This is a genomic window from Sphingobium sp. KKT206, from assembly GCF_055640555.1.
The window spans coordinates 3272439-3285105 of the sequence record NZ_CM145764.1 but is presented as its reverse complement, the minus strand read 5'-3'; the positions used below and the strand labels follow the sequence as shown (position 1 = coordinate 3285105).

Sequence of the window (12667 nt, the reverse complement as noted above, 5' to 3'; positions counted from 1 at the left end):
TCAGCCGTCGATACCCACCAGATCAGCGATCGTCGCCACGCCGTCACGCGCCATCAACGCCTTCAATTCCCGGTTGATCCGCCGCGCCAGATACGGCCCTTCATAGACCAGCGCGCTGTAAAGCTGGATCAGTGACGCCCCCGCCCGGATGCGGGCATAGGCCTGCGCGCCGGTCGCGATGCCCCCCACCCCGATCAGCGGCAACCGATCGCCCAGCAAGCGACGGAAATCGCGCAGCCGCGCCAGCGACAGGTCGGTCAGCGGCGCACCCGACAGCCCGCCCGCTTCGCCGGCATGGGCCGATCGCAGCGCGGGCCGGGTGATGGTGGTGTTGGACACGATCAGCGCATCGACCCGATGGTCGATACAGGCCGCGGCGATATCCTCGACATCGGCCGGTTCCAGGTCGGGCGCGACCTTCAGGAAAATGGGCGGGCCTCCCTGCGCGCGCGCGGCCATTACGGCACTCAGCAAGGCGTCGAGCGCGCTGCGATCCTGCAGCGCGCGCAGGCCCGGCGTATTGGGGGACGAGATGTTGACCGTCAGATAATCGGCGAGCGGCGCCATGCAGGTGACGCCCGTGACATAGTCGGCAATGCCCCGCCCGGCGGCGGCCGCATCCTTGTTCGCGCCGATATTAATGCCGATCACGGGGCCGTCGCCGACCGGCCGGCGATAGCGCGCGATACGATCCGCCGCCGCCCCCTGCCCGCCATTGTTGAAACCGAACCGGTTGATCACCGCCTTGTCCTCGACCAGCCGGAACAGGCGCGGCTGCGGATTGCCCGGCTGGGCCAGCGGCGTCAGCGTTCCCAGTTCGGCAAAGCCAAAGCCCAGGCCGTGCATCTTGTGCGCGATCCGCCCATCCTTGTCATAACCCGCCGCCAATCCGACCGGATTGGGAAAGCGGATGCCCGCCACCATGGTCGCCAGCATCGGATCGGGTGCCAGCGGCGCGCGTGTCGGCATCATCCGCAGCGCAGCAAGGGAGAGATGATGGGCACGCTCGGCATCGAGCGCAAACAGCAGCGGGCGGATCAGACGATAGGACATGGGACGTGCCTATGCCAGCGTCGCGCCGACACGTCGAGTCGCTGTGGCCAAAGCGCCACAACCGCCTGTTAGTGACATATCATGACAGGAAACGTCATGAATGAGACGGTTTAGGGCAGTGGAATGTCTGATTCATCCAATAATATTACGGCGATTCCGGCGTAAAGCACCCCTGCGACCCGAAGGCTCGACGGCTTCCAGCCGATGAGACCTTTTCCTGACCCGGCGATGAAAATCGCCGGGTCATTTTTATGTGCAGTGCAGTAGCGAGGCAGAAAAGTAACAGTTCTTTCACCATGTTACTTGCGCGCGGGTGCAGTTGGCGCATAGTAAACCCCTTGGGGTGAAAAAAATGGGGTTGCACAAATTCGGAATGGCCGGGGGCGCAGTCGCCCTGCCGGACGAAGGGGGTCCGCTGTCCTATACAGTGGCCGCCGCGCAGGGACCGGTGCGGCTGCGCTATTTCGCGCCGCCTGAACAATTGCGTGCCTATTTCGGTTCGCTTTATCTGTTCACCGTGGACGCCGATCATTATGGCGACGCCACCCGTGCTGACGTGCCACAGCTGCGTTTCATGCTGTCGGGCGGCGGCAACTATCATTTTCAGGACGACGTCGTGATGCCGACGCCCGAAGTCTGTCTGCTCGGCCCAACCATGGGTGCGACCCGCTTCGAATTAAACCGGCCCAGCCGGGTCGTCGGCATCTCCCTCCTGCCCGCCGGGTGGCAATCGCTCCATGGCGGCGACGCCAGTCTGTTGGCCGACCGCTTGTGCGATCTGGCGGCGGTCGGCGGTGCGCACCATGCCGATCTGCTCGCGGAATTGCGGGCGATCGACGAGACGGAGGCCGACGAGATCGCGGCGCGGTGCTGGGCCGCGCTTGGCCGCCTGGTCAAACCGCTGCGCGGCACCACCTGGGCCTTACTCGATGCGGTCGATGGCTGGTTGATGGGCGAAGGATCGCCGCGAATCGAGGCGCTGGCCGAAGCCACCGAACTCTCTCCCCGCCAGCTCGCGCGCCTCACCAACAAATATTATGGTGCGCCGCCCAAGCTGCTGGCGCGCAAATATCGCGCGCTGCGCTGTTCCGCGCGAATCGCCCTGGATGGCGAAAGCTGGCAGCAATTATGCGAGGAGGCGGGCTTCTACGACCAGTCCCATTGTATCCGCGAAATCAAGCACTTCATCGGCCTGACCCCGCACCAGTTGCAGAACGAGCCCTCCGCCGTCGCCCAGCTCACCCTGCTGCGCCGTTCGCTGGGCAGCGACGTGGCGATGCTCAACCGCCTATCCTAATTAGCCCTTGATTCCGAAGCCTGAGAGGACCAAATGCCAATCGGACGATATTGATCCGATTTAAGAATGGTTCGCAACTGGCATGAGATTATCAAGCTTCGCTGATTATGCGGTCGTGCTGATGTCCGCCGCTGCGCGCCATTGCGGGGCGGCCAAGATGAACGCGACCACCCTGGCCGCCGAAACCGGCATCCCGCTCCCCACCGCGCAAAAGCTGGTGGGGCGCCTGTCATCGGCGGGCCTGCTCGAATCGAGCCGCGGCACCGGCGGCGGCGTCCGCCTGTCGCGTCCGCCCGCCACCATCACGCTCGCCGATGTGGTGGAAGCGGTCGAAGGGCCGATCGCCATGACCGCCTGCGCCGACACGGGCACGCATGACTGCACGCTGGAGCAGGATTGCCGCATTCGCCCGCATATGAACGTCGCCAATGAAGCGATCCGCGCTGCCCTGGCTGGCGTGACCATCGCCAGCCTTACACGAGAAATGGCATGACCGAGCAAATCACGACTGTCCGTAACCAGGAAGCGCAGGACGCGGCCGATCGCGCCTCGACCTACGAACATGGCTGGTCGTCCGCCATCGAACAGGATTTCGCGCCCAAGGGGCTGAACGAGGACACGGTTCGCTTCATCTCCGCCAAGAAGAAGGAGCCGCAATGGCTGCTCGACTGGCGACTGAAGGCGTTCGCGATGTGGAAGACGATGACGCCGCCCGACTGGGCGAAGCTCAACGTCCCCCCGATCGACTATCAGGACGCCTATTATTATGCCGAACCGAAGAAAAAGGTAGAGCTGGATTCGCTTGATGAGGTCGATCCCGAAATCCTGGCCACCTACAAGAAATTGGGCATCCCCATTGCCGAGCAGGAAGTGCTGGCCGGAGTGAAGGGCTCGCGCCGCGTCGCGGTCGATGCCGTGTTCGATTCGGTGTCCGTCGCCACCACTTTTCGCAAGGAGCTGGAGGAGGCCGGCGTCATCTTCCGCTCGATCAGCGAGGCGGTGCGCGAATATCCCGATCTGGTGAAGAAGTGGATGGGCAAGATCGTGCCGATGCACGACAATTATTTCGCGACGCTCAACTGCGCCGTCTTTTCTGACGGCACCTTCGTATATATCCCGAAGGGCGTCCGCTGCCCGATGGAGCTGTCCACCTATTTCCGCATCAACGCGGAAAATACCGGCCAGTTCGAACGCACGCTGATCGTGGCCGACGAAGGCAGCTATGTCTCCTATCTGGAAGGCTGCACCGCGCCGATGCGCGACGAAAATCAGTTGCACGCTGCCGTTGTTGAACTGGTCGCGCTGGACGATGCCGAAATCAAATATTCGACCGTCCAGAACTGGTATCCCGGCGACGCGGACGGGAAGGGCGGCATCTATAATTTCGTCACCAAGCGCGCCTTGTGCCAGGGCAAGAACAGCAAGGTCAGCTGGACTCAGGTGGAAACCGGGTCGGCGATCACCTGGAAATACCCGTCCTGCGTCCTGAACGGCGACAACAGCGTCGGCGAATTCTACTCGGTCGCGCTCACGAACAACAGACAGCAGGCCGACACCGGCACCAAGATGATCCACAACGGGAAGAACACCCGCTCGACCATCGTGTCGAAGGGGATCAGCGCGGGCCGATCGAACAACACCTATCGCGGGCTTGTGCGGGTTGCACCGGGCGCGGAGGGCGTGCGCAACTTCACCCAATGCGACAGCCTGCTGCTGGGTGACCAGTGCGGCGCACATACCGTCCCCTATATCGAGGTCCGCAACCCCAGCGCCCAGATCGAACATGAAGCGACGACCAGCAAGATCAGCGACGACCAGTTGTTCTACGCCATGCAACGCGGCCTGGACGCGGAGAGCGCGGTCAGCCTGATCGTGAATGGTTTTGCGCGGGAGGTTCTGCAGCAATTGCCGATGGAGTTCGCGGTGGAAGCGCAGAAATTGCTAGGTATTTCGCTTGAGGGGTCAGTCGGCTAGTGGGCAAGCAGACCGATCTTAACGACTGGGCGATCCAGATCGACTCCCCTCCCCTTCAGGGGAGGGGCCGGGGGTGGGGCGTCTCAGCCGGGCAGCTCGATTCGATGGCGACATATGCCCGCGCCAATCGCCGCAAACCAACCGAGCCGGAAAAGCGGCTGTGGAGTATTCTCGCGCGTTCGCAGCTTGGAGGTTATAAATTCCGTCGACAGGCCGTGATCGGCAACGCCATCGCTGATTTTCTGTGCCCTCGTAAAGCGCTGGTGGTGGAAATTGACGGGCACACGCATGGCGATCAGACGGCTGACGCGCGGCGTACCGATCAATTGGAAGTGCATGGCTATCATGTCTTTCGGGTCACGAATGATGACGTGATGCGCAATCTGGAAGGTGTGGGACGAGCGCTGCTCGATTGCCTCGAAAGCCTCCCCGATCGGCGAACGCCCCACCCCAACCCCTCCCCTGAAGGGGAGGGGCTTGAAGGAGTGAGTCATGAGTGAGTCGGTCTTGAAGCTGGTCGCTTTGACTCAAACGACTGGCCTCGAACCCGAAACGGGTGATTGGACAAAAGTGTCGGTCTTTTGGTTCGACGGTCTGATGCCCCATAGTGTCCGTGTTGCTGGAGAAGCAGATCGGGCGCTGGACTATTTTTCGTCGGATGGGACACCGCATGATCCTCCAGGCGAAGGTTTTATCGACCGAGACGCGCAGAGCGCGATCTCGTTTCTGCTTGATCTAAAGGACTGAAAATTGAGCGACGAAGACGATATTCAGGATGCCCTCGCGGATTTCGCGGAGGATGTCGGTAATGGCCAGTCATGGACCGCCGCGATCCGTATCCTGACCGAGGATTATGAGCTGGAAGAAGGCGAGTTGGAGCCCCGCGCCCGCGCTGATTTCGGCGATCTCGACGCGTTCGAGGCCGCCAGCCGCGATGCCCTGCAAAAGGCGGACGCGGCGATGACGGAGAAGCTGCGCAAGGACAAGGCTTTCCACAAGGCGAAGGCGCCCAACCTCGCTCGCATGGGGCCGGTCAGCGAATTCGTCGTCGCGCTGCTGGAAAAGGGGCCGCCAGAGGGCGAGGCCGACTGGTGGCCCTATATGCCGGTCAAGCGCTACATCGACACGCTCTTCCCCGCGCCGGGCGACGTGCGCGACATGGCCTTCTGGACCGCCCGCACCCTCCAGCGCGCGCACGAAGGCTAAGAGATGTGCGGAGCATCCTTCATCCTCCCCTGGCAGGGGAGGTGGCAGGGCGCAGCCCTGACGGAGGGGTGTCCCGCCATCGATAGGGTGACACCCCTCCACCATCGCGATGCGATGGTCCCCCTCCCCTTACAGGGGAGGATTTCAAATATTGCACCGCCGGGAATGATCCATGCTTAATATCGACAACCTGACCAACACCATCGACGGCAAGACGATCCTGAAAGGTCTGTCGCTCACCATCAACGCGGGCGAAATCCACGCGATCATGGGGCCGAACGGCGCGGGCAAGTCGACGCTGGCCTATACGCTGGGCGGACGGCCAGGCTATGACGTGACCGGCGGCGAGGCGCTCTACGACGGTGTGAACTTGTTCACATTGGAGCCGCACGAGCGCGCCGCGGCCGGGCTTTTCCTGGGCTTTCAATATCCGGTCGAGATCCCCGGCGTCTCCAACCTGCAATTCCTGCGCGAAAGCCTCAACAGCCAGAAGCGCGCGCGCGGCGAGAAGGAACTGAACGGCGGCGAATTCATCCGCCTCGCCAAGGAAAAGGCCGCGCTGCTCGGCCTCGACATGGACATGCTCAAGCGGCCGGTAAATGTCGGCTTTTCGGGCGGCGAAAAGAAGCGCGCCGAAATGGTGCAGATGGGCATACTCGATCCCAAGCTCGCGATCCTGGACGAGACCGACTCCGGCCTCGACATCGACGCGCTCAAGATCGTCGGCGCCGGCATCAACGCGATCATGCGCAAGCCCGACAAGGCCGTGCTGCTCATCACCCATTATCAGCGGCTGCTCGACTATGTGAAGCCCGACTTTGTGCATGTGCTGGCCGATGGCCGCATCGTCAAATCGGGCGGTCCCGAATTGGCGCTGGAACTGGAACGCGAAGGCTATGCTGAAGTGGTTGCCGCATGACGCACAGCCTTGCCTCTTTTCCTGCCGTCATCCCGGACTTGATCCGGGATCTATTGGCTCTACCCAGCATGATCGCGCGACGCGTGCGCGCATGGAACCCGGATCAGGTCCGGGATGACGGAGCTATATGATGGCATCCGTTGTTCTGCCCACTCGCCGCCAGGAAGACTGGCGCTATAGCGATCTGGAGGCTGTCGCTTCGCTGTGGCCCTTGCCCGCACCGGCCCGCATCGATGTGGCCACAGGCGACACCGCCAACCACCATCTGCTGCAGGATGCCGCCGATGGCAGTGCAGCGGTGCATGACTATGTCATCAACGTCGCCGACGATGCGCGCTGCGATTTCCACCTGCTCAACATCGGTGGCAAGCTCGGCCGCGTGACCTTTGCCGTCACGTTGGGCGCGCGCGCGCATTTCGGGCTGCATGGCGCGATCATCGGCGGTGTTGACCAGACGCTGGAGATCATCACCTCGGTCACCCATGCGCAGCCCGACGCGACCAGTGGCCAGACCGTCCGGTCGGTCCTGGGCGGCCGCGCCACCGGCAGTTATCTCGGCAGCATCAACGTCGCCCGCGACGCCCAGCGCACCGACGCCTTCCAGTCCGTGAAGGCCATGCTGCTCGATCGTACCGCGACCGCCAATGCGAAGCCCGAATTGGAAATCTACGCCGACGACGTCAAATGCGCCCACGGCGCGACCGTGGGCGAATTGGACAAGGCCGCGCTCTTCTACATGGCCTCGCGCGGCATGGACCCGGCAACCGCCAAGACGCTGCTGCTGCGCTCCTTCGTCGCAGGCGTGTTCGACGGCATGCCCGACGAAGCCCTGCGCGAACATTTCGAAACGGCCGCGATCGCCAAGCTGGAGTCGCTGGTATGATCAACGAGCAAATCCTCCCCGGTACGGGGAGGTGGCTGGCCGCAGGCCAGACGGAGGGGGCCATCCCCCAACGCTGCGCCGCACCGATAGCCCCCTCCACCGCCTGCGGCGGTCCCCCTCCCCGTGCCGGGGAGGAACTGGCATGAGCCTCTCCCTCCGCCACGACTTCCCCGGCGTCCTCGACTGGCACTATCTCGACAGCGCCGCCACCGCGCAGAAGCCGCAGGCCGTCATCGACGCCATCGCCCAAGCCTATGGCCCGGACTATGCGACCGTCCATCGCGGCGTCTACGAGCGCTCGGCCAATATGACGCTCGCCTATGAAGCCGCGCGCCACAAGGTCGCCCGCTTCATCGGCGCAGCCTCGGACAGCGAGATAGTCTATGTTCGCGGCGCGACCGAGGGGATCAATCTCGTCGCCCAATGCTGGGCAGGCGAACAGCTGAAAGCAGGCGACCGCATTCTGCTCTCCACCCTCGAACATCATAGCAATATCGTGCCGTGGCAGATGGTGGCGGAGAAAGTCGGCGCGCAGATCGACGTCCTTCCCCTGACCGCCGATGGCCAGATCGATCTCGACACGATGCGCGCGATGATCACCCCGCGTCACCGGATGGTCGCGCTGTCCCATGTGTCGAATGTGCTGGGCAGCGTGCTGGATTGCCGCCGCGCTGCCGACATCGCCCATATGGTGGGGGCCAAGATCCTGATCGACGGCTGCCAGGCAGTCCCTCGCATCGCCGTGGATGTGCAGGCGCTCGATTGCGATTTCTACGTCTTTTCTGCGCACAAACTCTATGGCCCGACCGGTATCGGCGTGCTGTGGGGTCGCGGGGAACTGCTCGACTCCATGCCCCCCTATCAGGGCGGCGGCTCGATGATCGACAAGGTGACTTTCGAGAAAACGACCTACGCCCCCGCCCCTACCCGCTTCGAGGCGGGCACGCCGCACATCACCGGCGTCGTCGGCCTGTCGGCGGCAATCGACTATGTCGAGGCGATCGGGCTGGACGCGATCCACGCGCATGAATGTGCGCTGGTGGCCAAGGCCCGCGCGGCCCTGGAAAATCTCAACAGCATCCGCGTCTTCGGCCCCGAAGACTCGGCCGGCATCCTCTCCTTCGCGGTCGAGGGGGTGCATCCGCATGATGTCGGCACCATATTGGACGAAACCGGCGTTGCGATCCGGGCCGGGCATCATTGCGCCCAGCCCCTGATGCGGCATCTGGGCGTCGAAGCGACCGCGCGGGCGAGCTTTGGCATTTACAGTGACGAAAGCGACGTGGACGCGCTGGTGCGCGGCCTGGAGCGGGTAAGAAAGATTTTTGGATGATGAGCGAAGAGCGCAAGATCATGGTGGAAGAAGTCGAAACGGTCGAAGCGCCACCCAAGGTGCGCGTCGATAACCCGCCCGCGTCCGGCGAACGCCAGCGCGACTATCTCGACGGCTTCCTCGCCGCCAAACCGACGCCGATCGCTGCGGGTGAGCCAGGGGGCAATCTCTATGACGCGGTGGTCGATGCGCTCAAGGAGATTTACGACCCCGAAATCCCGGTCAATATCTATGATCTTGGCCTGATCTACGGCGTAGATGTCACCGACGAGGCGCATGTCGTCGTCACCATGACGCTGACCACGCCGCATTGTCCGGTCGCCGAATCCATGCCCGGCGAAGTCGAACTGCGCGTCGGTGCCGTACCTGGCGTCGGCGACGCGCAGGTCAACCTTATCTGGGATCCGCCCTGGGATCCGCAGAAGATGAGCGACGAAGCCAAGCTCGAACTGGGAATGCTGTAATGACCGTCGAGACCAAGACCCGCGCCCGCCCGGCCGCCGTCATCCTGACGAAGAGCGCCGAGCAGCGTATCGCTGACCTGATGGCGCAGGCGCCCGAAGGCACGATCGGCGTCAAGCTCTCGACCCCCAAGCGTGGCTGTTCGGGCCTTGCCTATTCGGTCGATTATGTGACTGAGGAAGCCAAGTTCGACGAAAAGATCGAAACGCCGGGCGGCGTCTTCTATATTGATGGCGGGTCGGTCCTCTATCTGATCGGTTCGACTATGGACTGGGTGGAGGATGATTTCACCGCCGGTTTCACCTTCGCCAACCCCAATGCCAAAGGCAGCTGCGGCTGCGGTGAGAGCTTCACGGTTTAATCTCTACAGCCGTTCGTTTCGAGCGAAGTCGAGAAACATGGGTGCGGCATTTCTCGACCTTGGCCGGTTCTGAACGCCTGCCTTGGCAGGCAGTCGAAGGGCTCGAAACGAACGGAGATATGGTTTTTGCCTCATATGCTGATCTTCGGGCTGGGCTATACCGCGTCTCGCCTTGCCACCCGGCTGCGAACCGAAGGTTGGCATGTCACCGGCACCCGCCGCAGTGCCGCGGCCGACACGCTCGCCTTCGATGACGAACCCGCCATCCGCGCCGCCATCGCCAGCGCCACGCATATCCTCTCCTCGGTCCCGCCCGAAGGCGACGCCGATCCCGTCCTCGCTCGCTACGGCCCCGCCATCGCCGCCGCGCCCGCCTGCTGGATCGGCTATCTCTCCTCGACCGGGGTCTATGGCGACACCGGCGGCGCATGGGTGGACGAAACCAGTCCGATCGGCGCAGGCCGCCGCACCGCCCGCGCCGATGCCGATAATGATTGGGGGGCACTGCGCCCCGATATGCGGCGCTTTCGCCTGCCGGGCATCTATGGTCCAGGCCGATCGGCGCTGGACCGGGTGCGGGAGGGGCGCGCGCATCGCATCGACCTGCCGGAGCAGGTTTTCAGCCGGGTCCATGTCGATGACATTGTGGCGGGCATTATCGCCTCCTTCGACGGCCCACCCGGAATCTATAATCTGTCGGATGACCTGCCCTGCGCCCAAAATCGGGTGATCGAGGCCGCCTGCGATGTGCTGGCCGTGTCCCATCCGCCGCTGCTGACAATGGATCAGGCGCGATTATCGCCCATGGCGCGGGGCTTTTATGCCGAAAATCGCCGCGTCGCCAATGGTCGCGCCAAGCGGGTACTGGGATGGCAACTGCGCTATCCCACTTATGCACAGGGGCTGGCGGCATGTCTGAAGGCGGAACTCGGTTCGCCGCAAGGACGGATTATGCTTACCCCTTCTTAACCATATCGACGCGAAGAGGGCCTTGCCGCAACAGAGCAGGACGCCCCCATGGACAGTATCGAAACCGCCTTCACCGCGCTCAGCCATCGCATGACCCGCCTGTCCGCGCCCACGCCGATTGCGAACATCCAGCCGCCGCTGTCCAGCCTGATCGAGCGCGTCAACGCCGCCAAGCAACAGTATCAGCCTGGCCTGCGCCGCTAGGCCTTTTTGGCGCGCAACGCGATTACCATGCCGACGACCGCCAACATCGCGCCACAGGCGGCCAAGGCCGTCCAGCGATAGCCCTCCACCAGCGTCGAAATCAGCATCGCGATCACCGGGATCAGCACCGCCGTATAGGCCGCCCGCCCTGCCCCCAATCGCTGGATCAGCCGGAAATAGAGCGGGAAGGTGACCACCGATCCCGCCAAAGCCAGCCAGCCTATACCCAGCAAGTAGGTCAGGCGCAGTTCGACCACCGGCGGCCCGGCCGTCACCCAGGCGAACAGCGCGTTGATCCCCGCCCCGATCAGCATCGCCCAGGCCAGCATCGCCACCATCGGCAGCCGCCGTGCGATATCCATGCCCTGCATCACATTGGCGGCCGAAGCGCTGAACAGTCCGATGACCGAAAAGCCGATGCCCAAAAGAACCTTGTCCGGATCGACGCTGGCGGCGCGATATTCATGCACCAACATCATCGCGATCCCGGTCATGGCCACCGCCGACCCGGCGATGAAGGTGCGGCTGACCGGCTGACGAAACACGATCCACGCCAGAATCGAATTGGGGATCAGCAGCATCGCGTAGAAAACCGCGACGACGCCGGATGTCAGATGTTCTTCGGCGCGATAGACAAAGTTGAAGTTCAGCACGAACTGCGCCGTCCCCAGCAGGGCCGCAAACAGCATCCCCGCCCCACCAATCCGCAGCGACACGCCGCGCATCCGGGCAAAGGCCATCATCGCGACCCCGGCCAGCGCGAAGCGATAGCAGACCGACCAGCTGGCGGGCACGCTGCCCAGTTGATCGCGGATGACGATCCAGGTCGAACTCCAGATCAGCGTGACGAGGATGAAGGGCAGGACGATGCCGCCCCGATCGTCGTCAGCCATGGTCGAGCCTGCGCAGCGCATCCGCGAGCGGCGCAACACTGTCCGCGTCCTGCGACCAGTTCGTCACGATCCGCGCCGCGCCCGCACCCCAATCATAGAAATCGAACCCCTGCGCGCGCAGGCTGGCGGCTTCCGGTGCGGAAAGGCGCAGGAACAATTCGTTCGCCTCGACCGGATGCAGCAACCGCCCCGTCGCCGCCCCGGCCAGCGCCTGCGCGGCCGCATTGGCGGCGCTGGCATTGGCCAGCCACAGCCCATCCTCTACCATCGCCAATATCTGCGCGGCGAGGTAGCGGCCCTTGGAAAATAAGTGGCCCGACCGCTTGCGCCAGCGCATCGCTTCTGCGGCCCGGCGCTCTCGCTCCGCCCCAAAGAAGAGCAGCGCTTCGCCCACCATCCCGCCATTTTTGACGCAGCCGAAACTCAGCGCATCGACGCCAGCGCGCCAGGTGACGTCGGCGGGCGCGCAGCCCAGGAAAGCCACCGCATTGGCGAACCGCGCCCCATCCATGTGAAAGCCCAACCCATGCGCGCGCGCAATGGACCCCAGCGCCGCCACCTCGTCGGGGGTATAGACGCGACCATATTCGGTGGCATTGGTGATGCTGATCGCGCGCGCGGGCACCTGATGCACATCCGGGCGAATCGCCGCCAACCGCGCCGCCACCACGTCCGGCGTCAATTTCGCGCCCTCGCCCGGCAGCGGCATCAGGCTCGCGCCATGGGTAAAGAACCCCGGCGCACCACATTCGTCGACGACGATATGCGCCTCGTCATGGCAGAGGATGCCGCCATAGGGCGGGCACAGACAGGCCAGCGCGATGCTGTTCGCCGCCGTACCGGTCGCCACCCACAACGCGCTGACCGGCGTTTCGAACAGATCGCCAAAGGCCGCGTCGAGCCGCGCGCTCCACTGGTCGCCATCATAGCCATGGTCCTCCCGGTCGGCGGCGGCGATCGCAGCTATGACGGGCGGGCAAAGCGGGGTGGCGTTGTCGGAGAAAAAATGCATGGGCCAGCGTTAGCGAGGCTATGGCCCAGCGCCAAGAGGCCAGCTTGAGCCAAGCGGCCCGATGGGTCAGCATAGGTGACGTTGTTTCCCGCCCCGCTTTG

Annotated in this window: 16 protein-coding genes; 13 read left to right on the top strand and 3 right to left on the bottom strand. The window is 63.7% G+C overall.

The features are described from left to right. Nucleotides 1-1053 (bottom strand): quinone-dependent dihydroorotate dehydrogenase, encoded by a 1053-nt coding sequence (locus ACZ2HM_RS15940; protein WP_037476360.1) that lies wholly within the window; start codon nucleotides 1051-1053, stop codon nucleotides 1-3. A gap of 373 nt (nucleotides 1054-1426) precedes the next feature. Between ACZ2HM_RS15940 and ACZ2HM_RS15935 the strand changes: the two genes are divergently transcribed. The 13 genes from ACZ2HM_RS15935 to ACZ2HM_RS15875 all read left to right on the top strand — a co-directional run bounded on the left by ACZ2HM_RS15935 (nucleotide 1427) and on the right by ACZ2HM_RS15875 (nucleotide 10661). Beyond that, entirely contained in the window at nucleotides 1427-2350 is a 924-nt protein-coding gene (locus tag ACZ2HM_RS15935; protein WP_470425687.1) for a helix-turn-helix domain-containing protein, read from the top strand. 82 nt (nucleotides 2351-2432) lie between these two features. Then, nucleotides 2433-2843, top strand: a complete 411-nt coding sequence (locus ACZ2HM_RS15930) for an RrF2 family transcriptional regulator (RefSeq protein WP_043149212.1) — start codon at nucleotides 2433-2435, stop codon at nucleotides 2841-2843. Then, a complete protein-coding gene (gene sufB / locus ACZ2HM_RS15925; RefSeq protein WP_037476826.1) occupies nucleotides 2840-4324 on the top strand; it encodes a Fe-S cluster assembly protein SufB in 1485 nt (494 codons plus the stop codon). Before ACZ2HM_RS15930 ends, sufB begins: the two co-directional genes overlap by 4 nt. Next, nucleotides 4324-4824 (top strand): endonuclease domain-containing protein, encoded by a 501-nt coding sequence (locus ACZ2HM_RS15920; protein ID WP_470425686.1) that lies wholly within the window; start codon nucleotides 4324-4326, stop codon nucleotides 4822-4824. The genes sufB and ACZ2HM_RS15920 overlap by 1 nt, the downstream gene beginning before the upstream one ends. Continuing rightward, on the top strand, nucleotides 4817-5071 hold the full coding sequence (locus ACZ2HM_RS15915) for a hypothetical protein (RefSeq protein WP_156106241.1): 255 nt from the start codon (nucleotides 4817-4819) through the stop codon (nucleotides 5069-5071). The genes ACZ2HM_RS15920 and ACZ2HM_RS15915 overlap by 8 nt, the downstream gene beginning before the upstream one ends. A 3-nt stretch (nucleotides 5072-5074) precedes the next feature. Next, the gene (locus tag ACZ2HM_RS15910) at nucleotides 5075-5530 is read left to right on the top strand and encodes a hypothetical protein (protein ID WP_037476824.1); all 456 of its coding nucleotides are present in this window, start codon (nucleotides 5075-5077) and stop codon (nucleotides 5528-5530) included. A gap of 172 nt (nucleotides 5531-5702) precedes the next feature. Continuing rightward, nucleotides 5703-6449, top strand: coding sequence for a Fe-S cluster assembly ATPase SufC (sufC, locus tag ACZ2HM_RS15905; protein ID WP_096060951.1), 747 nt, complete (start codon nucleotides 5703-5705; stop codon nucleotides 6447-6449). Nucleotides 6450-6579: 130 nt separating this feature from the next. Further along, the gene (locus ACZ2HM_RS15900; RefSeq protein WP_470425685.1) at nucleotides 6580-7332 is read left to right on the top strand and encodes a SufD family Fe-S cluster assembly protein; all 753 of its coding nucleotides are present in this window, start codon (nucleotides 6580-6582) and stop codon (nucleotides 7330-7332) included. A 142-nt stretch (nucleotides 7333-7474) separates the two neighbouring features. After that, on the top strand, nucleotides 7475-8665 hold the full coding sequence (locus ACZ2HM_RS15895; RefSeq protein WP_470425684.1) for a cysteine desulfurase: 1191 nt from the start codon (nucleotides 7475-7477) through the stop codon (nucleotides 8663-8665). Continuing rightward, nucleotides 8665-9129 (top strand): SUF system Fe-S cluster assembly protein, encoded by a 465-nt coding sequence (locus ACZ2HM_RS15890; RefSeq protein ID WP_037478006.1) that lies wholly within the window; start codon nucleotides 8665-8667, stop codon nucleotides 9127-9129. Before ACZ2HM_RS15895 ends, ACZ2HM_RS15890 begins: the two co-directional genes overlap by 1 nt. Then, nucleotides 9129-9488 (top strand): HesB/IscA family protein, encoded by a 360-nt coding sequence (locus ACZ2HM_RS15885; protein ID WP_333974252.1) that lies wholly within the window; start codon nucleotides 9129-9131, stop codon nucleotides 9486-9488. Before ACZ2HM_RS15890 ends, ACZ2HM_RS15885 begins: the two co-directional genes overlap by 1 nt. A 126-nt stretch (nucleotides 9489-9614) precedes the next feature. Beyond that, entirely contained in the window at nucleotides 9615-10457 is an 843-nt protein-coding gene (locus ACZ2HM_RS15880; protein WP_470425683.1) for a Rossmann-fold NAD(P)-binding domain-containing protein, read from the top strand. A gap of 48 nt (nucleotides 10458-10505) precedes the next feature. After that, complete coding sequence (locus ACZ2HM_RS15875; RefSeq protein WP_470425682.1) at nucleotides 10506-10661, top strand: hypothetical protein; 156 nt, start codon at nucleotides 10506-10508, stop codon at nucleotides 10659-10661. Here ACZ2HM_RS15875 and ACZ2HM_RS15870 read toward each other — a convergent pair. Further along, nucleotides 10658-11554, bottom strand: a complete 897-nt coding sequence (locus ACZ2HM_RS15870; protein WP_470425681.1) for a DMT family transporter — start codon at nucleotides 11552-11554, stop codon at nucleotides 10658-10660. The genes ACZ2HM_RS15875 and ACZ2HM_RS15870 overlap by 4 nt on opposite strands. After that, nucleotides 11547-12566 (bottom strand): threonine aldolase family protein, encoded by a 1020-nt coding sequence (locus ACZ2HM_RS15865; RefSeq protein ID WP_470425680.1) that lies wholly within the window; start codon nucleotides 12564-12566, stop codon nucleotides 11547-11549. The genes ACZ2HM_RS15870 and ACZ2HM_RS15865 overlap by 8 nt, the downstream gene beginning before the upstream one ends. Nucleotides 12567-12667 lie beyond the last annotated feature (101 nt).

Excerpts from the sequence above, each read along its gene's own strand:
- ACZ2HM_RS15940 (WP_037476360.1), bottom strand. The coding sequence starts at position 1,053 with ATGTCCTATCGTCTGATCCGCCCGCTGCTGTTTGCGCTCGATGCCGAG.
- ACZ2HM_RS15915 (WP_156106241.1), top strand. The coding sequence starts at position 4,817 with ATGAGTGAGTCGGTCTTGAAGCTGGTCGCTTTGACTCAAACGACTGGC.
- ACZ2HM_RS15865 (WP_470425680.1), bottom strand. The coding sequence starts at position 12,566 with ATGCATTTTTTCTCCGACAACGCCACCCCGCTTTGCCCGCCCGTCATA.
- ACZ2HM_RS15895 (WP_470425684.1), top strand. The coding sequence starts at position 7,475 with ATGAGCCTCTCCCTCCGCCACGACTTCCCCGGCGTCCTCGACTGGCAC.
- sufC (WP_096060951.1), top strand. The coding sequence starts at position 5,703 with ATGCTTAATATCGACAACCTGACCAACACCATCGACGGCAAGACGATC.
- ACZ2HM_RS15885 (WP_333974252.1), top strand. The coding sequence starts at position 9,129 with ATGACCGTCGAGACCAAGACCCGCGCCCGCCCGGCCGCCGTCATCCTG.
- ACZ2HM_RS15890 (WP_037478006.1), top strand. The coding sequence starts at position 8,665 with ATGAGCGAAGAGCGCAAGATCATGGTGGAAGAAGTCGAAACGGTCGAA.
- sufB (WP_037476826.1), top strand. The coding sequence starts at position 2,840 with ATGACCGAGCAAATCACGACTGTCCGTAACCAGGAAGCGCAGGACGCG.
- ACZ2HM_RS15875 (WP_470425682.1), top strand. The coding sequence starts at position 10,506 with ATGGACAGTATCGAAACCGCCTTCACCGCGCTCAGCCATCGCATGACC.
- ACZ2HM_RS15930 (WP_043149212.1), top strand. The coding sequence starts at position 2,433 with ATGAGATTATCAAGCTTCGCTGATTATGCGGTCGTGCTGATGTCCGCC.
- ACZ2HM_RS15935 (WP_470425687.1), top strand. The coding sequence starts at position 1,427 with ATGGCCGGGGGCGCAGTCGCCCTGCCGGACGAAGGGGGTCCGCTGTCC.
- ACZ2HM_RS15870 (WP_470425681.1), bottom strand. The coding sequence starts at position 11,554 with ATGGCTGACGACGATCGGGGCGGCATCGTCCTGCCCTTCATCCTCGTC.
- ACZ2HM_RS15900 (WP_470425685.1), top strand. The coding sequence starts at position 6,580 with ATGGCATCCGTTGTTCTGCCCACTCGCCGCCAGGAAGACTGGCGCTAT.